This window comes from Burkholderia sp. Bp8998, assembly GCF_003854235.1.
In the GTDB taxonomy this organism is placed as follows: Bacteria; Pseudomonadota; Gammaproteobacteria; order Burkholderiales; family Burkholderiaceae; genus Burkholderia.
The window spans coordinates 1-24,169 of record NZ_QTQF01000058.1 but is presented as its reverse complement, the minus strand read 5'-3'; the positions used below and the strand labels follow the sequence as shown (position 1 = coordinate 24,169).

The following is a 24,169-nucleotide window of genomic DNA, read 5'->3' as shown; positions in this document are numbered from 1 at the left end:
AAGCAACATGTGCGGAATCGTAGGTTTGCTGGTGAAGACGCCGGCATTGCGCGAGCGGCTCGGCGAACTGATGGTGCCGATGCTGATCGGCATGACGGAGCGCGGCCCGGATTCGGCCGGGCTCGCGGTGTTCGGCAAGTCGGTCGATGCAAGCCAGCGCAAGCTGAGCCTGTATTCAGGCTTCACCGATGAAGGCGAGCACTTCGCGTGGGAGGCGCTGGCCGACCGGCTCAACGCGTCGATGGACGTGACGGCGCACATCGACGCGAAGCGCAATCATGCGGTGCTGACCGTGCAGAGCCAGGCCGAGACGGTCCGGCGCTGGCTGCACGAACACTATCCGCGGGTCTACGTGCTGTCGGCGGGGCGCTCGATCGACCTGTACAAGGACATCGGCACGCCGGCCGAAGTGGCCGATCGCTATGCGTTCTCGGGCCTGCGGGGCTCGCATCTGGTCGGCCATACGCGGATGGCGACCGAATCGGCGGTCACGCCGGACCGCGCGCACCCGTTCACGGCCGGCGAGGATTTCTGCCTCGTCCACAACGGGTCGTTGTCGAATCCGTACGGCGTGCGCCGCAAGCTGGAACCGAAGGGCATTCACTTCGACACGGACAACGACACCGAGGCCGCGTGCCGCTTCCTCGAATGGCGCCTGCGCGAAGGCGACGCGCTGCCGGACGCGCTGCAGAAGGGCTTCGAGGAGCTCGACGGCTTCTACACGTTCCTGATGGGCACGCCGACCGAGCTGGCGTTGATCCGCGACCCGTTCGCATGCAAGCCCGCCGTCGTTGCGGAGAACGACGACTACGTCGCGATCGCGTCCGAGTTCCGCTCGCTCGCGCATCTGCCCGACATCAAGCATGCAAAGGTATTCGAACCCGCACCCGAGGAGATGTACGTATGGAACGCGTGACTTTCGACCTTGAGCGCACGACCGTCAGGGAGGTCAACCAGTACCTGCACGGCAGCGCCGACACGCTCGACGGCCTGCAGATCGTCGTGACGTCGCCGAACGGGGCGCACAACATCGCGGTCGGCGTCGATGCCGACGTAACGGTCACGATCGATGGCCACGCCGGCTACTACGCCGGCGGCATGAACCAGCACGCGACGATCGTCATCGAAGGCAGCGCCGGGACGGGCGTCGCGGAAAACATGATGAGCGGCAAGGTACACGTGAAGGGCTTCGCGTCGAACGGCGCGGGCGCGTCCGCGCACGGCGGGCTGCTCGTGATCGACGGCGATGCGGGGCTGCGTTGCGGGATTTCGCTGAAGGGCGGCGACATCGTGGTCGGCGGCTCGGTCGGCAGTTTTTCCGCGTTCATGGCCCAGGCCGGCCGCATGGTGATCTGCGGCGACGCGGGCGATGCACTCGGCGATTCGCTGTATGAGGCGGTGCTCTACGTGAAGGGCGACGTGAAGTCGCTCGGTGCGGATGCGCGGTTCGAGCCGATGACCGGCGCCGACGTGAGCGCCGTCGCGGCGCTGCTCGACGCGGCCGGACTGGATCACGATCCGCACACGTTCAAGCGCATCGCGTCGGCCCGCACGCTCTATCACTGGAACGCCGACGCGAACCAGGAATACTGAATCCACGCTCGATCGAGAACCCGCCATGGAAAAGACCATTCACTTCGCCCGCTTGCAGCACGAAGAGTCGCACGGCTACGACCGCAAGACGATCGACTATATCCACGCGGCCGCGCAGCGCGGCCTGTATGAAATCCGTGGCCTCGGCGCGAAGCGCCAGGTACCGCACTTCGACGACCTGCTGTTCCTGGGCGCGTCACTGTCGCGCTATCCGCTCGAGGGCTATCGCGAGAAATGCACGACGCAGACCGTGCTCGGCACGCGCTTCGCGAAGAAGCCCATCGTGCTCGACATTCCGATCACCGTGGCCGGGATGAGCTTCGGCGCGCTGTCCGCGAACGTCAAGGAAGCGCTCGGCCGCGCGGCGACGGCGGCCGGCACGTCGACGACGACCGGCGACGGCGGGATGACGCAGGAGGAACGCCAGTCGTCGAAGACGCTCGTCTACCAGTGCCTGCCGTCGCGTTACGGCTTCAATCCCGACGACGTGCGCCGTGCCGACGCGATCGAAATCGTGATCGGGCAGGGCGCGAAGCCGGGCGGCGGCGGCATGCTGCTCGGGCAGAAGGTCAACCCGCGCGTGGCTGCGATGCGCACGCTGCCGCCGGGCGTCGACCAGCGTTCGGCGAGCCGCCATCCCGACTGGACGGGCCCGGACGATCTCGCGATCAAGATCCAGGAGCTGCGCGAGATCACCGACTGGCAAACCCCGATCTACGTGAAGGTTGGCGCGACCCGCACGTTCAACGACGTGAAGCTCGCGGTGCATGCGGGCGCGGATGTCGTCGTGGTCGACGGGATGCAGGGCGGCACCGCCGCGACCCAGACCTGCTTCATCGAGAACGTCGGCATACCGACGCTTGCCGCGGTTCGCCAGGCCGTCGACGCGCTCGAGGATCTGAACGTGAAGGGCACGGTGCAGTTGATCGTGTCCGGCGGGATCCGCACCGGCGCCGACGTCGCGAAGGCGCTCGCGCTCGGCGCCGACGCCGTCGCCATCGGGCAGGGCGTGCTGATGGCGCTCGGGTGCAACAGCGACCGGTACTTCCAGAACGGCATGCTGCACTCCGCCGAAGCGGATTACGCGGCATTGAACACGTCACCCGGCTTCTGCCACCACTGCCACACCGGCAAGTGCCCGGTTGGCGTGACGACGCAGGACGCGGTGCTCGAACGACGGCTGGAGCCGGAGGAAGGCGCGCGCCGCGTGCGGAACTACCTGAAGACGTTGAACATGGAACTCGCGACGATCGCACGCGCATGCGGCAAGCAGAACGTGCATCACCTCGAGCCGGAGGACCTCGTGGCGCTGACCGTGGAGGCCGCCGCGATGGCGCGGGTGCCGCTCGCGGGCACGTCCTGGATTCCGGGCCATTGATCCGGATCCGCGCTTTTCCTGATTTTCCCGATTGCCGCAGTGGAGTTCACGATCCTTTGCGATGAATAGGGCAGTTCGACGTGTGTGCGGAATGCCCGCTGCAGTGTCCGTGTCTTTCCGATCAAGTTCATTTATTGTGGAGTGCGAGATGAATAGCTCAACGCAACGGATATCGAAGCCCGCTCAGGATGCGGGCCTGCGCCACGGAAGCCTCGGATTTTCAGAGGTGATCGGGCAGTCGGTGGCGAACCTGTCGCCGACCTTCACGCCGTCGATCAACGTCGTCGCCATCGCGGCGCTGGCCGGCACCGGGACCTGGCTCATATATGGCCTGTCGACGATCGGGCTGTTGCTGGTGAGCCTCAACATCATCGTGCTGGCGAGCCGCGTCGCGACTGCGGGATCGTTCTTCATTTTCATCGCGCGCGCGCTAGGGCCCATGGCGGGCGGTATTGCCGGCTGGGGGCTGATCGCCGCGTATACGGGCACCGCGATGGGCGTTGGCGCCGCGGGTGTCGTGTTCGTGCAGAATGCGTGCGCGGCTTGGGGCTTCAAGGTGCCGAGCCTCGCCGTCTACGTCGTGCTGGTGGCGCTTGCCTGGTTCCTCGCCGCCCGTGACATCAAGCTGTCGTCGCGCCTTTCGCTGTATATCGAGGCGGCGTCGGTCGTCATTGTCATGGGCGTTCTGCTCTACGTGTTCTGGCTGCATCCGGATCACATCGTCGATCATGCGCAACTCACGCTGCAGGGCACGAGTTCGAAGGGTCTGGCCGAGGCGATGGTGCTCGGGATCTTCTCCTTCGTCGGTTATGAAAGCGCTGCGTCGCTCGGCAAGGAATCCCGAAATCCGTTGCGCGTGATCCCGCGCGCCGTGATTCTGAGCCTCGTGCTCTCCGGTCTTTTCTTCATGTTCGTCGCTTACGCGATGGTCGTGGCCTACAACGGTGACGTGAGCAAGCTCGGCGCCGACTCGGCGGTATTGATGACGTTGCTGACGAACGTCGGCGCGTCGCCGCTCGGGCCGGTCTTCTACCTGATCGCGTCGTTCAGTGCGTTTGCCTGCGTGCTCGCATCGCTGAACTCGGCAAGCCGCCTGCTGTTCTCGATGGGGCGCTATCAGTTCGTGCATCGTTCGATGGGGATGGTTCATCGCACGCATCAGACGCCGCACTACGCGGTCGCGTTCTCGGCCGTCGTCACGTTGGGCGTGTGTCTCGCGATGCTGGGCGCCGGCCCGCTCAACACGTTCGGCTATACCAGCACCTTCGCCACGTTCGGTTTTCTGGTCGCCTATTTCCTGATCTCGATTTCGGCGCCGATCTACCTGAAAAAGCAGGGTGAACTCAAGGCGATCAACGTCGTCTGGGGCGTACTCGGCGCGATCGCGATGATCGGCGCGTTCATCGGCAGCGTCTACCCGGTGCCGGACTATCCGTACAATGTGCTGCCGTACCTGTTCGTGGCCTACATGCTGGTCGGAGTCATCTGGTTGATGATGCTGAAAATGCGTTCGCCGCAGGTGCTCGACAGAATCGAGCACGACCTCGAAACGAACGAATCGGCAATCTTCGGCAAGAAGTGACAGCGCGTGGTTGCTCAATGAGTTCCGACCTCGACAGGCCGGCCGTCGCCCGTCAGGCGCGTGCGCCCGACGCAGCGGACGGCCGGGCGAACGGCGGGCCCGATCGCCCGGACACCGTATTCGAACTGACGGTGGAGCCGGAGCGCGGCGAATGCGCGGCGCTCAGCGTCGGATGTGTGTCGACACCGGCTCGCGCGAGCAGAGCGGGCCGGACGAACGAAGATTACGCGGGCGTCATGGCAGGGAACCTTTCCGAGCGCGTTGCGCGCGGAATCGTGGTCGCACTGGCCGACGGGATGAGCGGCGGCAAAGGCGGACGCGTAGCGGCGGAGCTTTCGGTGCGGACGTTCATCGACGCCTACTACGGGATAACGGACACGCTCCAGCCCGAAGCGGCCGCCGCCCGTGCGTTGGAATCGATACATGGCTGGCTTCATCAGATCGGCCGCTCCGATCCGGGTTTGAGTCAGATGGCGGCATCGTTTGCCGCGGTGATCGTGCGACGCGCGAATGCCTGGCTGGTGGCTGCCGGGGACGTCCGCCTGTACCTGTTGCGTGACGGGCAGCTGACGCAGGTGGGTAACGACGACCTTGTGCCGGTAGCATTCGGCGCATACGTCGCACACGCGATAGGCATGCAGCCAGCCCTCGTGACGCGCGTCGAAACATTCGAGCTTCGTGAGAAGGACCGTCTGCTGTTGTGTTCGGATGGTCTCTATCGCCGCATTCCGATGCGGGAAATGCACGCCGTTCTGTTGCAGACGACGGGTTCGCTCGCGGCGGCGCAAAAGCTCGTCGCGCTCGCCGATGCGCGCCATTCGTCGGACGACGCGACTGCTGCTGTCATCGACGTGGACACCTTGCCCACTGTCGATCTCGGTTACCTCGAACGTGTGGTCGGCGCGTTGCCCATTCCCGCGGTGCCGCAGGCAGGCGACGTGATCGACGGCTACGCGCTCACGCGCGTGCTGAGCGACGGCTTTCACTCGCGCATCTTTGCCGGCCACGATCTTGCCAATCCGTCGACGCCGCTCGCGCTGAAGTTTCCGAGGCCGCGCGTCGATCAGGACGACAACGTCCGCCAGTCGATCGTGCGCGAGCGCTGGCTGGCCGGAAAGATTGACGAAGACGGCGTGCTTGCGCCGATGCCGATCGACCCCGAGCGCCAGACCCGGCTGTACGTGGTGATGCCGCTTGGCGACGGCGTCACGCTGGAAAAGATCCTGACTTCGCCACGGCCGCTCGCGCTCGCGCAATCGTTCGAGATTGCGCGGCGGCTTGGGAACTCGATCCATGCGTTGAACCGTCGCAATATCTATCATCGGGACATCAAGCCCGAGAACGTGCTGGTCATGCGCGACAACAGCACGCGGCTCCTGGATCTCGGTTTTGCCTATATGCCCGGCATCGGTGTCCCGGTTCCGGACGCTTCGCCCGGCACGCCTGCCTATATGGCGCCGGAGCTGATGCGGGGCGCGCAGGGCGATGCCCGCTCCGAGGTTTTCGCGTACGGTGTGACGCTCTATCGCCTGTTCAGCGGCGGAAAGTTTCCGTACGGATTCAATGGGCGAGTGCCGGTCTATCAGCATCGACCCGACGCACCGGTGTGGCTGGATCCGATACTGGAGAAAGCGCTGCAGCCTGATCCGGTGCGCCGTTATCAGGACGTGCTCGAAGTCTGCTCCGATCTCGAGCGATTCTCCGCGGACTCACCCCCCGCGCAACCGGTGCGGCCCGCACCTTTGCTCGAACGCGAGCCCGTGCTGTTTTGGCAAATGGTGTCGGTATTGCTGCTCGTCGTGTTGTTCGCGGTGCTGTTGAAAATTCGGTGAAGGATTGTCGGTAAGCCGGGTGATGTCGGAATGAACGGTAGTGCAATTCGGGGGACGGAGGGAGCTGTCTAGTTCGGCAGCCATCGCATTTGACATAATGATTATTATCAATCAATTAGGGTCAAGTTACATTTCTCCGGTAGAGACTGCAACCAGAAAACTTCAATATTGAGAGTGCTCCGGATGGCTCGGCGCACGCACTGCTTCCGGGGTTTCAGCTCGAAAACAATTTCCCTCCACGCTGTACTGTACTTGGCCGGTCCGCTCGAAAAACGTTCACAACTTTCGAAATTTTGTCATTTCATAGTCTTCATCAGGACTAGTTTCGAGAAACATTCACGAATTCCCTCGTGCCGGGAAACTCAGGAAGCTGCATTTGGTCCCTGCGCTCCAGTTCGGTCGTATACTTCCGGCCCCACCACTCAACGTCAGATTCATGCGGAAATATCTCGCCGGCTTGCTGATCGCCGTCGCGTCACACGCCTTCGCTTCCGACTCGTGTTCGCAATTCAGCCCGCAAGGCGAACCTCCGGTCCTGGTCAATGCCAGGATGGCGGCCAAGACCCGCCTGCTGTGCTATTCGGATTTCGAGGTCCTGCACTCCGGCATCACGCACGGCCCGCTATGGTCGGCGGAACACCTGACCCGCGCGCACCTCGCGGCCGCCAGAGACGAAGTCCGCACCAACCGCTTTTTCGAAGAACGGCGCCTGCCGGACGGCGAAGGTGCGCGGCTCGCGGATTACCGCAAGAGTGGCTATGATCGCGGGCACATGAGCCCGGCGGGCGACCGCTGGAACGACGAGGCGATGGCCGATTCGTTCTCGCTCGCGAACATGGTGCCGCAGAACCCGACGAACAACCGCCGGCTGTGGGCGCACATCGAGGAGGCCGTGCGCCGGATCGGCATGAGCGCTGCGGACACTTACGTCGTCACCGGCCCGATGTTCAAGGGCGCGGAACTGAAGACGATCGGCGCAACGGGCGTGATTGTCCCGACACAGATTTTCAAGGTAGTCTATGTGCCCACGCAGCGCCTGGCATTCGCCATCGTCGTCAACAACACGGCGGCCAACCGCTACGAGATCGCGACGGTGCACGAGCTCGAGGCACAAAGCGGATTGCGATTCCCCGGCATCCCGGAGTCGCTGAAAAACACACGTATCGGAGGTTTGAATGGCATTCAAGGCGTTCGCGGATGACGCTTCCATCCTGAACATTCACGGTGACGCGTTTACCGTGACCAACGACCCGGAGCGTGTGGTGCTGTCCGGCACATTGGAAGTGACGCGCGACCAAGCCGGCCTCGCCGCCGCGCTCGCCTTGCAGCAGGCCGTCGCGAGCATCGTCGACGCGCTGCAACACGATCCCGCGCTGCCGGAGCATGTGCCCGAAGCACCGCCTGCGCCAACCGGCAAGATCAAGAACCCGTTCGCGGGGTGAGCGGCGGCCGCGCTACGGTGGAAACTTCTGTGGCTCACGTCGAATGCCGAGCATCCGTCCGACGCAGCAACACCATGCCGCCAGACATGTTTGAAGGGCGGTAAGGGCATTGATCATCGGCCCTCGCGATCAAGACATTGCGCAACGCCCATTCATATCGGAGCCGTCGCGCATCGGATGGATCTTGCCATAAGGCCGCCTTTGCAGTTAATCGCCCAGGTCAAACGTGAAACCCCCTGTATCGATGAAAAGACCAAGCATGGGCGGAAAGCTTCGGCACGGGCGGTGAACCGCCAATGCCGCGCGCATCAGCGTCCCTGTTCACCTGACGAGCATGTCGGGTCACCCATACGGGCGACCCGACGGACCGACGAATTCCGCGCCGCGCTCCCGGTCACTCGGGAACGACGCCATCCTCGAACGGCTCCTCGTCGCCGGAGCCCGCCTCGTCGGCGTTATCGCTGGTCTCTTCGGCGACGTCGGACGCCTCCTGCTGCACCTCGACGGCTTCCTCGACCTGCTCCTTCAATTGCTGGCTCACCTGGTCGCCTAGATTCTCGACGATGTCCGGAAGCGACTGCGTGACCTCGCCGAGGCTTTGGTTCGCCTCGCCCAGTTGACCGGCTTCGAGCTTCGAGCTCGCGTCGACCAGGTTGCCCTCGGCCTCCTCGATCTGCTCGTTGACCTCGATCTGCGCGAGATCCTTGAGCTGAGTGCTTGCGCTGTCGATCCCGCCGCCGATGTTGTCCCCGGCCACCTCGCTGTAGGCTTCGGAGCCCGACTGACGCGCCGCACTCACGTCGTTCGCGAACGCGGCATCGTCCGCCGGCACCTGCACGTTGCCGTCGCCCGCGGCCCGGTCGGCCAGTTGCTGGTCCTGCTGCCGCGCGTCGTTGCCGATTTCGTCGCCGGCATCCTGCGCATCCTGCTGCTGTTGCCGGTTGGGCGCATCACCGCGATTCTCGTTGGCCTGGTCGTCCTGGAGCTTGTTGTCCTTGCCGGTCAGCTTCTGCTTCAGGAAATCGATCGCCATCCACACGCCCATCGCCTGCAGGAAGTAGCCGAGCACCTTCTCGAACGTGAGGTTCGACCAGAACTTGTCCCAGCCCGACTCCGGCGCGAGCGGGATTGCGATCACCTTCTTGTTGAGCAGCGTGCCGGTCAGGATCGGCCACGCGGTGGTGTCGCTCTCCTTGCCCGTGAAGGTCCCCTTGAAGCCGAATGCCGCATTGAGCGCAACCGCGCCGGCGGTATCGACGATCTGCCCATTGTCGAACGACAGCGTGCTCGTCGAGCCGCTCGACCCGGTGAGCGTGATCGTCATGCCGCTCGAGCGGTCGGCCGGATCAGCGGGCGACGGTGCCCCCGACTTTCTGGCGAACACGATCGTGCCTTCGGACGTCGCGCCGGTCTTGCCCTCTCCCGGCGCCGAATAAACGTAGTAGGTGCGACCCGGCTGGCCCTTGTCGTCCATGCCCCACAGATACGCATAGCCGCGCATCCAGGTACTGACCGCGACGTAGCTCGGGAAGTCGAGCCCCTTGAACAGGTCGTACTGGTTGAAGAAGGCGGCGATCGCCTTCTCGCTGTCGGACACGGACGGCAGCTTGAACGCGTCGGTCATCGCGCTCTGGAAGCCGGTCGCCATCTTCGACGTCGGCGACGTCATGATGTTCTGGCAGAAGCTGAGCGCCTTGGCCATGTTGGCGGCGGCAGCTTCGGTCACCGAGATCGGCGGGTAGCCCTGCGTGCTGAAATCGAGCGCTTCGCCGACCGACATGACCGGGAACAGTGAATCCGGCTGCGAAATCAGCAACTGGTAGATGAAGCACGGCTTGGTCTGCCCCTTCGAATCGGTGTAGGTACCGTCGAGCGTGACCGCGCCCGCCGCGCCGTTGGCCAGCACCTTGCTGCCCGACGACAGCGCCAGCAGCGTCAGCTCCTGCAGATAGCCCTGCTTCGGCGAGTTCTGCGCGACGTTGGTCGACGAGTTGAACGCATTGAGCACGACGACGCTCTTGCCAGACTTGTTGGTGATCGAGCAGTTCTTGTTGATAGCCATCGCTTTTCTCCGTAGGTGAGCAGGAACAACGCGGGTTGACGGTGATGACGTCGCTCGCGGCATGCACGCCGCGTCAGCATCTAGTACTCGACGCGGGTCGTGCTCGAGCGCACGCCCCCTTCGAACCTGATGGAGATGATCGTGCCGCCGATCGGCTGCCCGTCGGTCGAGAACTGCGCCGTGCGATAGTCGACGTCGGTCACGCGCACGACGGTCCGGCCGTCGGTCGCGAAACCCGTGACGCGCGAGCGCCAAGGCGCGGCGCGGCCACTCGACAGCCATTCGTCGCGCACCTGCGCGAGGCTGCCGTCGGCGCGGAACGCCCGCCGGGTCCGATCCGGCGCACGCGTCGGCTGCCAGGGCCCCGGCACGGGTTTTGCCGGCGCGGCTTCGCGCGGCGGCGGCACGGGGTCCCCCGGTTTCAGCACGCGAGTCGAGGTCAGCTTGCCGTTCGCGAAGCGAAACAGCGTCAGCACCTGCGTGTTGCTGGCCGCCGGCTGCAACCTGACCAGCAGATGCCCGTCGAGAATCTTGCCGCGCGCATCGAACACGACTCCGCCGTAGTCGGATTCGACACGTTGGCGCGCCGTTGAGCCGTCTTCCGCGTAGTTGGTCGCGAGCAGACGGCCGGGCGTTCCGTGCGCGGTCAGGATCGAGCGCGCGGTGCTCGCGAGCGTCAGCGCCGGGCCGGCATGGCGGACGATCGCCAGTTCGCCGCCCGCGAGCCGCGTGCCGACCAGCACGGCGTTCGCGAAATCGATCTCGAGGCGGCTCGCGATCGCGCCCTTCCCGCCGGATGTGTCGTTGACGAGCGAGTAACGCGCCGGCCGTTCGTTCGCGTAGGTCATCTCGGCGACATGGCTTGGCGACCCGTCGGGGCCGGCGAGCGAGAATTGCGCGACGCCGTCGGTCGGCCAGCCGGCGGGGTCGAGCGCCAGCGCGCGATAGATGCCTTGCACCGTGCGCCGCAGCGTGCCGTCGGCGGTGAGCAGCCGCGTCGCCGACGACACCGCGCGGCCTTGTGCATCGATGACGATGTCGGACGTCGAATGGGGCGCGCCGCCCGCGAGCGATGCCGCATAGCGGATCGTGCCGCCCATATCCGACACGTCCGCATAGCTCGCCTGGCCCATGGTCGCGACGCTCGCGCCGTCGGGGCCGTAATGCACCGCGCCGACCGATCGCGGCCGGTTGTGTCCCAGGCCCGTCACGTCCGCGGCGACGGCCAGCGCCTGCTGCCCGAGTTCCTGAATCATGGTGCCTCCTGCGTGGTCAGGGATCGCTCGACGGGCCCGGCGTCGTCGACGCTGCCGCGCGGCCGCTCGAGCACGTCGACGATCCGGTCCATCAGCGCGACGCCTTCGGCGCGCGTCGTCGCCCGCTTGTAGGAAAAGCGCATGTCCAGGCTCACGCGCGTCACGCCGGAATGATTGGCGACCGTGCCGTGGCCCAGATAGCCGCCGTCGAAGATCAGCACCTGCCCGTATCGCACCGGCACCGGTTCGAAATCGCCGCTGCCATAGTCGCGTTCGAGCCACAGCGTCGCGCCATCGAACACGTCGGTGAACGGCATCCAGAAGTTGATCTGGTCGATCCGGCGCGTCACGCAGATGTCGTGATGAAATGAACTGATGCTGGCCGTGCCAGACAGGTGGATGCGCAGCTTCGGATGGCTCGTGTACGAAATCCCGCGCCCGACCAGCGGCGCGAGCTGCGCGAGCATGAAGCCGTGGTAGAGCTTCCAGAAATCGGCATCGGCGGGCTGACGCTCCATCATCGCGCTCACCATCAGGTTGTCGCGCGGGCCGATCCGCACGCTGCGCCCGTTGCGCCGCCGATGGTCGAGCAGGTGCACATGCAGCCGGTCGAGGCGCTGCACCTTGTACACGTCGCGGCTCAGCACGGCCGCGAATGGAAAGCGCGACGTGTCGTAGTCGAGCAGCACCCATGTGAGTCGCGGGCGCGGTCCGGCTTCGCGTACGAGTTGCGCGCGATCGACGTCGGCAATCGACGCGTCGGTGGCCATGACGGTGCTCATGCGGGGTCCGCTCCATCCCGGTGCAGTCGCGCAAGCACCTGGCGGGCGCGTGCGAGATTGGTCGATGCGCGCTCGTAGCCGTGCCACAGGAACAGCCCGCCCTTGCGGCTCGCCGCGGCCATGATCGCGACAAGATGCGCCCACGCCCAGTCGGGCAGCCCGAGCCGCGGCGTCGCGGCGAGCACGGCGGCGTCGGCGCCGCTCATGACCGCCATCCCGCGCAGCGCGATGCTCGCGCCGCTCGCGCCTTGCGCGGTGCCGTGCACGAGCGGACGCAACGTGACCGGATCGAGCGTGAATGTCAGCGATCCGCACGCCATCGCGGATGGCCCGTCGCGCCATTGCATCGCTTCGCCGTCGAACGTTGCCGCCACGCGCCGCCCGCCGATCGAGAAGCCGCCGGCATCGACGCACGCGGAGGTCACCTCGGCCAGCGCCCCGTGCCGTAGCAGCAGCCGGTATTCGCCATGCAGGTACGCGGCGGGCAAGTCGTCGCGGATGCGGGCCGCGAACGGCACGCGGCGCTCGCCGAGCGTGAAATGGTCGCGGCCAATCGACAGCGGTTCGTCGACAGGCGTGCCGTCGAGCGTCACGCTCATCCCGGCCGCCGTCGGCAGGATCGCGATCCGGTGCTCGCCTGCACCGGGCGCGAGCCATCGATAGACTCCGGCGATCGCGCTTGCCGGCAGCCGCGGGCGCGCCAGGCACTCATCCACGACGAGCTTGTGCGACGTATCGGGGTGGGCGCCCGCCTGCCAGATCAGTCCGACCCAGCGCCGCTGGCCGCCCGGGCGCAGATCGGGCTGCAGGTAGCCGGAGCAGGGATTTCCGGCATCGGCGGACCACGTGAGCACGCCCTTGTCGAAGCGCGCGCCCTGCACGCGCACCCCGTTCAGGTCGACGCGCGTGACGCCGCCGTCCGGCCGGCCGAACACCGACATCGACAGTGCCTGCCCGGCGGCCAGATAGAACCCGCTCCATACCGCCAGGTCGCGACGCAGCAGTTGCTGGAAATCGGCGGCGAGCGCGGGCCAGTCGGCCGCGATGCCGCGCGCGTCGCTCCACGACGCGGCCGCCGCCAGCACGCGGCCGGCCGGCGCGCGCTTGACCGCCGCGAGCAGCGTCGCGCTCGCCGACTTGCGGTCGAGCAGCAGGCTCAGCAGCCGGCGGTTTTCGGGCTCGCCGCCGGCACGCAGTCCTTTCGCGGCGAGCTGGATCGCACCGGCATCGCGCCGGCTCAGCAGCTCGCGCTCGCGTGGCGACAGGCCCGGCCAGCCGGCGACGGCCGCGGCGGCATCGTCGCGATAGCGCTCGCGCAGGTGCGGATCGTCGCACAGCGCCAGCACGAACCGCGCGGCCGCGCTGTCGGGCTGCCACTGGTAGCTCTGCGGCACGTCGAAGGTCGCGAAATCGGTGAACGCACGGCGTTCGCGCGGACCATAGCGATCGATCACGCGCAACGCGTCGGCAGTCGTGCGCAGCGGCTGGCCGGGGTGCAGCAGCCCGAGCCGGTCGAGCATCGCCGCATCGGCGAGGGCCGCGTCCTTCGGCGGCAGGTAGAAGGTCGAGATGCCCGTCACCCAGTTCTGCACCGACGGATCCCGCAGCGATGCGATCGTCTGACGGTCGATCAACGGCTCGACGCCGGGATAGCGCGAGCCGACATAGTTCACGACCGGATGGTCGGCGCCGTACAGCGCCTCGAGATAGTCGAGCAGCACCGAGAAGTTGCTGTTCAGATACCCTTGGCGGCGATACCCGAGCTCGCCGATCAGCCCGACCTGCCACAGCACGAGGTGCAATCCCGTATCCGGCCGGCGGCTGCGGATCAGCATATCCGTCGCCTCGTACATCTGCATGCCGGGCTGGCTGGGATCGACGCCGAGATCCGCACACAGCGTGTCGAGCGCGCTGACCGCCGCACGCATCTCGGCGCGATGCCCTTCGCGCCGTGCAATCCGGACGGCCCGGTGCGTCGCCAGCACGAAGATGCCCGGATGACCGTAAAAGATCGCGACGACCCGTTGCCCCTGTCGCACCGGATGCAGCATCGCTTCGGCCATCTGCATGTACGTGACGTAGCGTCGCTTGCTGTCGTCGTACAGCGTGTAGAGGTCGTAGGCGTCGGGCCGCTCGCGCAGCAGCCAGACCTTCGTCGCCGGGTCCGCGACGCAGAAGAACACGTGATCTGCCGCACGAATGCGCGCCTCGTCCGCACGGGTGAAACCGCTCGCCTCGATCCCGGAGCCGAGGATTTCCAGCAAACCCGGCCGGGCCGGCGGCGCAATGTCGGCCGGATCGTCGGTAATGGACGCCGCACGCGCCGCGATCTCGCGCGCGAGATGCCGCCAGCGGCGGCGATGCGTTTCCGCATCGGGATAGCGTTCAGGGTCCGGCTGCGCCCAGGCAGTGCTCATGATCGATCCTCGTGACGGACGGGCAATCAGCCCTTCAGGTAGACCATCGCAACCGACGCCCCGGTCTTCACGGGCAGCGGCCGGTTCTGGTACGTCGCATTCGCGAGCGTCTGGAACGCCAGATATGCGTTGGCGCCGGTGTTCTGCTTCATCTGTGCGACGAGCGCGTCCTGGGCATCCTGCGGCCAGCGCCAGTTCTGCGCTTCGGTATCCGCCTGGCTGTTCTTCGTCTGCAGGATCGTCGACAGCGTCACCTGCAGCGTGGTCGAATCGCCCTGCACTTCCTGCACGTACTGGCTGAAGGTGGTCCAGCGCGTGTCGACCGGGATCGGATCGTTCAGCATGTAGTTGACGAGCAGGCCCAGCCCGGAGGTCTGGCGCGGCTGGAGATTCTGCATGTCGCGCTCGTCTGCCTGCCGCCATGCATCGAGCAGCTTGCCGGCAGTCTGGAACGCGACGTAGATCGCGACGCCCTCGACGAGCGTCGGCAGCGCCTTGGTCATGATCCAGTTGCCGACCCCGCCGAGCACGCGCGATACCGTCCCGGGCTGCACATCGACGTCGGTGTCGATATCCACGTCCACATCGACGTCGATGTCGCTGTCGGTCACGACATCGATGTCGACGTCGATGTCGACATCCACATCCACGTCGACCACGGCAATGAAATCCACGTCCACGTCGATGTCGACATCCACGTCCACATCGACGTCGATGTCGATATCCACATCCACGTCGATATCGATGTCGATGTCGATGTCGACGTCCACGTTGACGGGATCGGCATCGTCGCCCACCGCGCTGTCCGGGGCCGCGCTGTCGCCGTTGGCGTTCAGCGCACCGCGGATCTTGCCGGCGATCTCGCCGACGTTGGTCGCGAGCCACTGCAGCCCGCCGGGAATCGCGGCCAGCAGGTTGATCGCCGCATCGACGGCCATCGCGAGCTGGACGGTGAAGAACGCGCCGTAGACAAGGTCATAGAGCACCGCGTACCACGGCAGCGTCGGGTCCTGGTACGACTGCGCGATGAATTGCTGGCCGTTGTACGTGCCGACGAAAGCCCAGGTGATCGTGTCCGGGTGCCCTTCCCACGCGAGGTCGCGTATGACGGCCGTGAGCAGCATGCCGTTCTTCGCGGTTGCCCCTGCGCCGGACAGCTGCGAGGTCGCGAAGTCGAGCGGAATCGGCGTGCCTTCGGTGGGCGTGTACGTCGCCTTGCCGCCGGTGATCGTCAGTGTGCCGACGCAGGTCGTCGGCAGGATGAAGCCCATCGAGCTCGCTGCGGGCGGTTCGTAGCAATAGTAGGTGCCGGGGAATGCATGGAGCTGGTTCGTCGCCCAGTAGCCCAGCGCGGAGTAGAGGCCAAACGTGAGCCCCGCTGCGCCGTTCTGCGAGAAATAGGTCGCCGCCGCATCCGGCAGGGTGGTCACCGGGGTGTTCTCGACCAGCGCGTTGAAGTTGAGCGCCGTCGGCGTAAACGGCTGGCTCACGGTATTCCGGTAGAAATTCCAGCCTGCCTGTGCGACGTCCGCGTCGGACTGCGCGAGCGGAATCGTCTGCGAGCCGGGCGTGAGCGCTTCCGCGACGGCCACCTTGAGCGGAAATTCGTCGGTCTGACGCGTAATCACGACGCGCGCGATCGGCTCGTCGGTCGTGAAGTGACCGGTACCGTCCGCCGGGACGCTGCCGAGCAGCGTATAGGTCGGCACGTAGGCCGAAGGATCGGTCGACGGCGGATTGGTCGGGGTCGGCGACATCGTCGTGTAAACATTCACCGCCGCGCCGTATGTGCTGGTGACGTTGATCGGGTAAGTGGCCATGTTCATTGCACCCATGCGCGATACGGTGAATACGGCGATGGATCGGACCGCTGACAAACCCACGCATTCATGGCTGATCTCCTGTGGAAATTGATTCGCGTCCTGTCGGAACCGCGGGCAAGACGCCCGCATCTTGCAGATTCCACTTCGGCGACAGCGCCCCGATGCACGACATTGCCGGGCGAACAGGCGCGGCAGCGCGGTGCGCACGGTCGTTGTCGCGAGCAAGGACCCGCCACCAGCTCCGGTCGATTCAACAGCCGCTCGACCTCCCGAATGCGCGCTGAGCCGTGCGCATCCTGATCGCGAGCACGCAGGAGGGTCGCCCCGATTCGCGGAGTCTCCGCGAGCACCAATCAAAGCAACGCATATGCCAGTGGCCGCACGTCCGGCATGCATCCGCAGGACCCGCTGCGGCTCGCCGATGGAAGGACGAATTCGTCCGGTAGATTCTTGCGCGATGGACGAATTCGTCCATGTGGGGCTACATGGGTCAGTTCCCGGGGATGCAACGGCACGCAAGACCGGGGACTCGACGGCAGGGACATGGAGGGATCGCGCCGAGATACGCCGTCGCGGCAAGTTCTCGCGCTATTGCGCCAGACGCGCCTCGCGACGCCAAGCGAAGTAGCGGACTGGATCGAGCGGGAACGGCTGCATGGACGCGGATGCGGCGCGGTGGATTGCACGCTGCTGCCGTCGGTGCCGTTGCCCCCGAGCACCTGGCTTTGGACGCGCGCGATCGGCGGCTCGCGCAGTTGGCGGAACAATTCGGGGTTCTCTACTTATCGCCCGATCTGCATTGAGCGAAGCCGGTGCCGGTTCCGACTCGCGTTCCGTAGCAGCGTTAGAATAACGCCCCTGCTCATGGGAGACAAAAATGTCCTGGTTCGTATACGAAGTGCCCGAATATCACGAAGACGCTGCGCGCATCGAGCCCTTCAGCGACCTGCGTAGCCGCGTGCTGAAAGTCGGTGGCCCGGCCATGGCCGACGAACTGGAAAGCGTTCGCGAGAATGCCGCGGCGACGGCGGACACACCCGAGCGTCCGCTGCGTACTCCGGAAAATCCGCATGTCTTTCCGATTCCTTACGCCGAGTCGATGATTCTGGTCGGATTCATCTTCGATCTGAAACGCGAATTCCGGCAACTGGTCGTGTCACCCGTGGAAATGCCCTGGCTGAAAGACGCGTAAAAGGCGGTCGGAACGGAAGGCAACGATCGCCCCGAGGAAGTCGAAGCGCTCGCGCCCTTGGAAATTGCGTGCCAAGCCGACCATGAACATGTCCTGGTTCTTGTTAATCACGCAGTGTTGACTCTGCTGCGCTCCATAGGGCGTCGCCGCAGCCGGGCAGTTCACCTTCGGTTCACGACTACCCGCTCCTTCGGAGGTGATATCGAGTCCGAGTTCGCCGTCGAACCGCGTGGCGGGCAACGCGCCGGACGTGAATCCGCGCGCACGGCGCCGCGCGGTTTCGCTCGCCGTTACGCCGGGTTGCCGCTGCCGCCCTTGCCGCCGGTGGGCTTGCCAGCTGACTTGCCGGCGTCGCCCACCTTGCCGAGCAGCGTCGCGGACGGCTGGCCGTTTCCTCCGAGCGCGCCCTTCGATTTCAGCGCTTCGAGGTCCGAATCCTGGCCGGCCTGGCCGGGCTTGAACGGCGTCGTCAGGAACGACGACGTCGACAGCGTGACGCCGGTTTCGTTCTTGATGGTCTGGACAACCCCATTCGCCGCAGCCGTAATGTCAGCGGGGTTCGTCAACACGCTTTGATACGTCGGATTGGACGCCAGGCCCGCCAGCAGCCCGTTCAGGTCCGTGCCCAGTTGCCCCGCCAGATAGGTCAGCAGCAGTTCGGTCAACGGCGTCACGTTGAACGTGCCGGCGCCGCTCGCGAACGAGTGCAGCGTCGTCGCCCCGTTCGTGCCGGTGATCGCGCACGGCCCCGCGAACACGAACGTGACCGAGAACGCGCCGTTCGCGTCGGCCGTGCCCGAACCGTTGCCGGTCGCGCACACGATCGTGATCGCCGCGTTCGCCATCGGTGCGCCGGTCGCGGCCGTGCCGCTGATCGTGCCCGACGACGCGTTCGAAGGCGTCGGGCTCGAACTGTCGCTGCCCCCGCCACATGCCGCGAGCGTACCCGCGAGCGCAAACGTGCCGACTTGCAATGCCGTCAGTGCCGCTTTCTTCATCGTCTTCATCGATTTTCTCCGTTAGGTCAACTCGATTTTCCTGAGGACTCTCCGGTCCCTCGATCATTGAATGCTTGCCTCGCGCGCGGCCGACGGCTGCACGCCGTCAGCCGGCAGCGCCGCCTCCGTCGCGGGCGACGCCACGCCGGCGGGATGCGCGTAGCGCTTGTATGCATCGCGCATCCGGTAAAGCTGCGTCGCGAAGTACCCGGCGCTGAAGCGCCCCTGGTTGAGCAGGAACTGTTGCGCGCTGTAGGCAAAGTCGAGATTCTCGGCGCCGTCTTGCGCGAGATAGTTCGACGATCCGACACGCGTGCGGAAATTGAGCGAGAACTGCTCGGGCCCGTTGATCTGCACGATCCCCGGCTTCATGCCCTGGCGCGGCGTCAACGGGAAACTGACCGATGCGCCGAGGAACGAGCCGTGGCCGCTGTGCCATCCCTGCACGCTGAACGACACGTCGTCGAACCAGCGTGTCAACGTGATCAGCGGGCCCTTGTCGCCACCGACATAGCGCGCGACGCCCGCCTCGATCCACATCTTCCACGCGGGCTCGACCCACCGGTACGTGAGCAGCGCGTTCTTCTCCGCCGGCAGCGCATCCTTGCCCGGCTCGTGATGCAGATAGGCGAGCTTCAGCCGCACCACGTCGGGACGGCCCGGCACGAACGCGGTCGTCTCGTTCTCGACGCCCAGGTACTGGAGGTCGAACTTCCCGAGCGCGGTCACGTTGAAAACGCGCGGCGCAATCCAGAAGCTCTGCACGAGCGCAACGGTCGACAGCCCGCCGCGCAGACGGTACGCGTCGTAGACGCGGCCGTTGTCCATGTTCTTGCTGTTCGCGATCGGCACGATCACGCTCGAATACAGTTCCGCGCCGCGCCACAGCGGCACGAAGCCCTGGATTTTCGCGCCCACGGAGTAGTCGAAGTTGCCGTACTCAGTGCCGTAGAGGTAGCGCGTGACCGGCGCGATCTGGATCCGTACGAGCCCGTGCGCACGGGCGTTGCCCACCCACATCATCGAATCCGCATCGTGCGTCGGCCGCGTGCGCATCGACAGCGACGCGCCGGCGGCGGTCGACGCGCCACCCGCGACGAAGCGCGCGTAGTCCGCCCGATCGACGCTCACCTCGCCTACCGGCTCGTTCGCCTTCTTGATCACGACGCGCACGGTCTCGACGCCCTTCGGCGCGTACTCCGCTGCCGCGCCGAGCGCGATGCCCAGCGCGTCCGCCTCGTTCTGGTTGTAGCGGTGGTTTTCATATTCGACGACGAGATCCGCGCCCGCCATGCCGGCGCGCACGCGCTCGAGCCCGGCGTCCGTCAGCGCGCGCACGATCCTGTCGAGCGCCGCCGGGTCCGGCGCCGCGTCGGCTGCCGGCGCGGCGGTCCGAACGAGATCCGGTGGCGTGTGAAGCGACGGCATGACTCGATCGTCGCGTGACGCGTCCACCGTCGCAGGCGTGGCAGGCTCGATCCGCGTGAATGCGCCGAGCGGCGCGAGCGCGGGCGCCGGTCGCAGCGTGTCGTCGTCCGCCGCGCGCACGTCGTCCGGCGCCGATACGCCTGGCGCAGCAACCGGCGCGTCGCCGCACAAGCCATCGCCGCAACGCGCGGCATCGAACCGCTTGCCGAGCGGAATCTGCACGCCGATCGCGAACGATGTGCGCGGCGCGATCCCGTCCGTATGCCTGAGCGAGCGCATCACGGTGCCGACGAGGCTCGCGTCGGCCAGCCACTTGATCGGCGGCGACTGGAAGCGGATGCCCGCATAGGGCGTTTTCGAATCGTGCTCCGCCAGCAGCGACAGGCCCGTGTGCCACAGCCGAAGCTCGGCGCCGCCGAACACCCCGTCGAGCCGGTCGCCGTGCCCGTAGCCGACCGTCAGCGTCGCCGGCCCGAGCACTTGCGATACGACACCGTAGGTGGACCGGAAGTAATGCGTTTGCCCGCCAACGTCATTGATGCCGATCGCGATGTCCGGCTGGTATGCGAAGAACTTCGGAATCGAGACCTTTGCGTTCGCCATCAGATGCCGAAGCACGATATGGTCGTAGCCCGGCACCGTCGCGCGTACGTTGCCTGGATAGTTCGCCAGACCGCCGGATATTTCCACGTGGGGAAACAGGCCGATCGCGCCCCAGACGATGTCCGAACGCGTCGTCTGCTTCCCGAACCGTGGATCGATGTAGTTGTTGTATTGCCCCTCGAATGTCCCTTCAGGCAGCGTGAATCCGTATGGAATCAAGAGCCCGCCGGACTGCCCCAGCGATGTCAGCACCGGCGTGCCCGCCGCGCCAGCCGGCAGGGAAAATGCCAATGCCGCCCCCAGGGCAATGGCCGCCGGCTTGTTCGTGGTCTCGTTCGCACGTAGCTTGATCATTATCGGTCGCGTACTTGATTGTTCGTATCGTGTGTGGCATCCGACATCGCCGAATATCGACACGCACCGGCATGCGTAACGCCGATCGCTGTCGCACGCCGACCACCGGGCACCGGGATCGACACATGGCAACGTCCCCCCAACATCGCGCGCCCGTCAGCGATTTGGCGCGCCCATCTCGTCCTGCCGCGTGGACCGTTCCCAGAAGCGATTCGCTCGCGCAATCAAGCCCGGTGACCGTAACCGGCACCGGATTTCATCAAAATTTATTTCGTTCGCATGACTTAGTAATTAAACCGACTTTCATCCCATGCTCACGCGTCCGGCGATCGTGCCGATCGCCATGCAGTACACGTCCGCGGGAATCGTTACATTCAGACGTGCGCTTCCCCACGGATTCGCATGTCTCGCTCCTGCATTACGGATCGTTACCTATATGTGAGTTAGTCTAATGGAAACCGGAAGCGCGATCTGCGCCGGATTCTTGATCAAATCGGACAAATTGAGTCGATGGAAACAAGCATGCCCGCGCGCGAGAGCGGAATCGCCTTTCGCAATCGCTTGATGCGTGCGCGCCCGAGCCATCGGGAGCAAGCTGCTTGAGATCAATGAGACAAGCCGATGCTTGTAAACTTTCGGACGATCGACGGCAAGGACGCGACGGTGCTATCCAGTTGCTTCACGGCCAATGGTCATTCAGACTCCCGTGGTGCCAGTCAGTCAAGATTGGCTCGGCGAATGACAATCAAATATCATATTTTGATATATAAGGATGACGAATAAACGACCCTGGGCGCCGTGGTAGACATTCACAGCGCGCGCTTGCCGGAACTTGTCACGAGGCGTAAGGTTTATCTCTCTATCGCCCTTTTTCGGGAGATATCAAAATGGCTGCCATGCAATCCGCGGCCACGCCCCTCTCCGACGAGGAAGCCCGGCGCCAGTTGCACCGCGCCGTCATCGCCAGCACGATTGGCACCACGATCGAATGGTATGACTTCTTCCTCTACAGCACGGTCACCGGCCTGGTCTTCGCAAAGCTGTATTTCCCGCAATCCCACCCACTCGTCGGCACGCTGCAGGCGTTCCTGATCTATGCCGTCGGCTTTGTCGCACGGCCGGTCGGCGCGGCGATCTTCGGCCATTACGGCGACCGCATCGGACGCAAGGCCACACTGATCGTGACCCTGTTGCTGATGGGGCTCGCCACGTTCGCCGTGGCCTTCGTGCCGACCTACGCCGCGATCGGCATCTGGGGCGCCGTTATCCTCACGGTACTGCGCTTCATCCAGGGCGTCGGCGTGGGTGGCGAATGGGGCGGCTCGGTCCTGATGTCGATGGAGTGGGCGCGCACCAATACGCATCGCGGTTTCGTCGCGTCGTGGCCGCAGTTCGGCGTGCCCGCGGGATTGTTCCTCGCCAACCTTGCCGTGCTGGCCATGAGCTGGTTTTCCGGCAGCGCTTTCCTCGCGTGGGGCTGGCGTGTGCCGTTTTTCCTCAGCATCGTGCTGGTTGCGATCGGGCTCTATATCCGCCTGAATATTCTCGAGACGCCGATCTTCGCGAAGCTGCTGGCCGAGCGTCGGATCGAGAAGACGCCGATGCTCGAAGTGCTGCGCAAGCAACCGAGGGATATCGTGCTGTCGGCGTTTGCGCGGATGGCCGAACAGGCGCCGTTCTATATCTATACGGCGTTCGTGTTTACTTACGGGATCACGGCGCTGGGCGTCACGCGCGAACTGCTGCTGGCGGCGGTGCTGGTCGCATCCGTGGTCGAGTTCGTCACCATTCCGCTGTTCGGGCACGTGTCGGATCTGATCGGGCGGCGGAAGATGTACATGATCGGTGCGGCTGCCGCCGGCGTGTTCGGATTCGTCTACTTCGCGATGGTCGATAGCCGGAATCCGGTATGGATCTTCGCGGCCATCGTGTTGTCGCTGGTCCCGCATTCGATGATGTATGGACCGCAGGCCGCATTGATTGCCGAGTCATTCACGGGGCGGTTGCGGTATAGCGGCGCGTCGATGGGTTATCAGCTCGCTTCGGTCATCGCCGGCGGCCCGGCACCGCTGATCGCGACGGCGCTGTTTGCCTACTACCACTCGGGGTATGCGATCGCGGCGTACGTGCTGGTGTGTGCGGTGCTGAGCGTGGTCGCCGCATCGAGGCTCGGGGATTATACGAACAAGGATATTTCGCGGGAATACGACGACGCTCGCGGTTTGGGGGATCATGGGCACGCGCCGCCGGTGACTTGACGCATTCGCCAGCTCCGGCAGGCGATGACGACGGGGCGCGATATGCATGCCGCGCCGTTCGTGATTCGGCGCTCGCCGCCCGGCGGGCGCGTTTCACATGGATCGACATCGGGAGCGTCGCCGGACGGCGACATCACCGCTGTCGCGCGGCGGTCCGCCCGGCGTAACCGGGTTATCGCTCGCTGACCTTCACGCGCGGCAGCCATTCAGCCTCGGCGCCCTGCGTACCTTTCAGATGAGCAGGCGTCGCGTCCTGCGCGTGCGCGTCGAAACGGCGTGCCACCTCGGTGTCGAGATGCCGGCCATCGAACGTCGACTGGCGACGGGTAATCATGTTGATGCGAAGGCGTTTTGCCGCCATGGTCGGTATTCCTCGAGAAAACGGTCCTCCGCCGACAGGCGAAGTGCCATAGATTTACGCGAGAAAAATGTCGCCGCGATGACGCGGCGCGCGACGCGAATCCCCATGCCACGCCTCAACACCCCAACCCGCTCGATCGCGCGTGCGCCCCGGCGGGGGGCATGAACAGGTGACGGAGGTTCGTGCGATCGAGCGCCGCTGCAGCCCGACTCCCTCGCCATCGCATTAATGCGGGTTCACTGCAATACCAAGTTCGCACCGCCAAGAACCATACTCATATCCTCGCGCAGCATCGATACCGGAGGAATGCCATGCCGACCTACCAATACCGTTGCGAGAAGTGCGGCAAAACGTTCGAGAGCGTCGAGCATCTCGCTGAACATGCATCGGCTCATCCGCCGTGCCCTCATTGCGGAAGCGAACAGGTTCAACACGTACCGACGCCATTTGTCGCGAAGACGTCAAGAAAGACTTGATCCCAGGCGGTCTTACAAAAAGTCCGGATTGTCAGTGGCAGCCCCCTTGTGATACAAGGTAGCCGCTGTCTGGCGCAGGCCAGTCGCGTCACTTACAACCGATTTTCTTGGAGCGTCCAGAGTATGGCAACGGGTACCGTCAAGTGGTTCAACGATACGAAGGGGTTCGGATTCATCACGCCGGATGACGGCGGCGAAGACCTGTTTGCGCACTTCTCCGAGGTTCAGGGAAGTGGCTTCAAATCGCTTCAGGAGGGCCAGAAGGTCAGCTTCGAGGTCAAGCAGGGCCCCAAGGGGAAGCAGGCCGCCAGCATCAAGCCGCTGTAAGTTTT

20 protein-coding genes are annotated in these 24,169 nt (G+C 65.1%); 11 read left to right on the top strand and 9 right to left on the bottom strand.

The features are described 5' to 3' along the window. Window positions 1-7 precede the first annotated feature (7 nt). The 7 genes from DIE06_RS34570 to DIE06_RS34540 all read left to right on the top strand — a co-directional run bounded on the left by DIE06_RS34570 (window position 8) and on the right by DIE06_RS34540 (window position 7,827). Entirely contained in the window at window positions 8-916 is a 909-nt protein-coding gene (locus DIE06_RS34570) for a class II glutamine amidotransferase (protein WP_124665256.1), read from the top strand. Beyond that, entirely contained in the window at window positions 904-1,593 is a 690-nt protein-coding gene (locus DIE06_RS34565) for a protein glxC (RefSeq protein WP_124665255.1), read from the top strand. Before DIE06_RS34570 ends, DIE06_RS34565 begins: the two co-directional genes overlap by 13 nt. 25 nt (window positions 1,594-1,618) lie before the next feature. Then, window positions 1,619-2,971, top strand: coding sequence for an FMN-binding glutamate synthase family protein (locus tag DIE06_RS34560; protein ID WP_124665254.1), 1,353 nt, complete (start codon window positions 1,619-1,621; stop codon window positions 2,969-2,971). A 148-nt stretch (window positions 2,972-3,119) separates the two neighbouring features. Continuing rightward, window positions 3,120-4,553, top strand: a complete 1,434-nt coding sequence (locus DIE06_RS34555; protein ID WP_124665253.1) for an APC family permease — start codon at window positions 3,120-3,122, stop codon at window positions 4,551-4,553. Window positions 4,554-4,570: 17 nt separating this feature from the next. Further along, window positions 4,571-6,385 carry a bifunctional protein-serine/threonine kinase/phosphatase gene (locus DIE06_RS34550; protein WP_124665252.1) on the top strand — a complete coding sequence of 605 codons (1,815 nt, stop codon included), beginning with the start codon at window positions 4,571-4,573 and terminating at the stop codon, window positions 6,383-6,385. Between the two features lie 436 nt (window positions 6,386-6,821). Further along, window positions 6,822-7,586 carry a DNA/RNA non-specific endonuclease gene (locus tag DIE06_RS34545; RefSeq protein WP_124665251.1) on the top strand — a complete coding sequence of 255 codons (765 nt, stop codon included), beginning with the start codon at window positions 6,822-6,824 and terminating at the stop codon, window positions 7,584-7,586. Beyond that, a complete protein-coding gene (locus tag DIE06_RS34540; protein WP_124665250.1) occupies window positions 7,561-7,827 on the top strand; it encodes a hypothetical protein in 267 nt (88 codons plus the stop codon). The genes DIE06_RS34545 and DIE06_RS34540 overlap by 26 nt, the downstream gene beginning before the upstream one ends. A 394-nt stretch (window positions 7,828-8,221) precedes the next feature. Here DIE06_RS34540 and DIE06_RS34535 read toward each other — a convergent pair whose 3' ends face one another. From DIE06_RS34535 to DIE06_RS38565, 5 genes are all read right to left on the bottom strand, one after another. After that, window positions 8,222-9,889: a hypothetical protein gene (locus tag DIE06_RS34535; RefSeq protein WP_124665249.1), complete on the bottom strand. Its 1,668-nt coding sequence runs from the start codon at window positions 9,887-9,889 to the stop codon at window positions 8,222-8,224. Between the two features lie 80 nt (window positions 9,890-9,969). Then, on the bottom strand, window positions 9,970-11,145 hold the full coding sequence (locus tag DIE06_RS34530; protein WP_124665248.1) for a hypothetical protein: 1,176 nt from the start codon (window positions 11,143-11,145) through the stop codon (window positions 9,970-9,972). Continuing rightward, complete coding sequence (locus tag DIE06_RS34525; RefSeq protein WP_124665247.1) at window positions 11,142-11,927, bottom strand: streptomycin biosynthesis enzyme StrG; 786 nt, start codon at window positions 11,925-11,927, stop codon at window positions 11,142-11,144. Before DIE06_RS34525 ends, DIE06_RS34530 begins: the two co-directional genes overlap by 4 nt. Beyond that, window positions 11,924-14,344, bottom strand: a complete 2,421-nt coding sequence (locus DIE06_RS34520) for an SAM-dependent methyltransferase (RefSeq protein ID WP_185733547.1) — start codon at window positions 14,342-14,344, stop codon at window positions 11,924-11,926. The genes DIE06_RS34525 and DIE06_RS34520 overlap by 4 nt, the downstream gene beginning before the upstream one ends. A gap of 26 nt (window positions 14,345-14,370) precedes the next feature. Beyond that, the gene (locus tag DIE06_RS38565) at window positions 14,371-16,170 is read right to left on the bottom strand and encodes a hypothetical protein (protein ID WP_185733546.1); all 1,800 of its coding nucleotides are present in this window, start codon (window positions 16,168-16,170) and stop codon (window positions 14,371-14,373) included. Between the two features lie 874 nt (window positions 16,171-17,044). Here DIE06_RS38565 and DIE06_RS34515 point away from each other — a divergent pair. Next, window positions 17,045-17,359, top strand: a complete 315-nt coding sequence (locus DIE06_RS34515) for a helicase (RefSeq protein WP_124665245.1) — start codon at window positions 17,045-17,047, stop codon at window positions 17,357-17,359. Window positions 17,360-17,649: 290 nt separating this feature from the next. On the opposite strand, the gene DIE06_RS34510 is transcribed toward DIE06_RS34515, so the two are convergent. Continuing rightward, window positions 17,650-18,366, bottom strand: coding sequence for a carboxypeptidase-like regulatory domain-containing protein (locus tag DIE06_RS34510; RefSeq protein WP_124665244.1), 717 nt, complete (start codon window positions 18,364-18,366; stop codon window positions 17,650-17,652). A gap of 54 nt (window positions 18,367-18,420) precedes the next feature. After that, complete coding sequence (locus DIE06_RS34505) at window positions 18,421-20,742, bottom strand: YjbH domain-containing protein (protein WP_124665243.1); 2,322 nt, start codon at window positions 20,740-20,742, stop codon at window positions 18,421-18,423. A gap of 887 nt (window positions 20,743-21,629) precedes the next feature. Between DIE06_RS34505 and DIE06_RS34500 the strand changes: the two genes are divergently transcribed. Next, the gene (locus DIE06_RS34500) at window positions 21,630-23,000 is read left to right on the top strand and encodes an MFS transporter (protein WP_124665242.1); all 1,371 of its coding nucleotides are present in this window, start codon (window positions 21,630-21,632) and stop codon (window positions 22,998-23,000) included. Window positions 23,001-23,172: 172 nt separating this feature from the next. On the opposite strand, the gene DIE06_RS34495 is transcribed toward DIE06_RS34500, so the two are convergent. Then, complete coding sequence (locus DIE06_RS34495; RefSeq protein WP_124665241.1) at window positions 23,173-23,361, bottom strand: hypothetical protein; 189 nt, start codon at window positions 23,359-23,361, stop codon at window positions 23,173-23,175. A gap of 236 nt (window positions 23,362-23,597) precedes the next feature. Beyond that, entirely contained in the window at window positions 23,598-23,744 is a 147-nt protein-coding gene (locus DIE06_RS38560; RefSeq protein ID WP_185733549.1) for a hypothetical protein, read from the bottom strand. On the opposite strand from DIE06_RS38560, the gene DIE06_RS34490 reads away from it, so the two are divergent. Together DIE06_RS34490 and DIE06_RS34485 are read left to right on the top strand one after the other, a co-directional pair. Then, complete coding sequence (locus DIE06_RS34490) at window positions 23,673-23,837, top strand: zinc ribbon domain-containing protein (protein ID WP_124665240.1); 165 nt, start codon at window positions 23,673-23,675, stop codon at window positions 23,835-23,837. The genes DIE06_RS38560 and DIE06_RS34490 overlap by 72 nt on opposite strands. Window positions 23,838-23,960: 123 nt before the next feature. Continuing rightward, window positions 23,961-24,164 carry a cold-shock protein gene (locus DIE06_RS34485; protein ID WP_057926883.1) on the top strand — a complete coding sequence of 68 codons (204 nt, stop codon included), beginning with the start codon at window positions 23,961-23,963 and terminating at the stop codon, window positions 24,162-24,164. Window positions 24,165-24,169 lie beyond the last annotated feature (5 nt).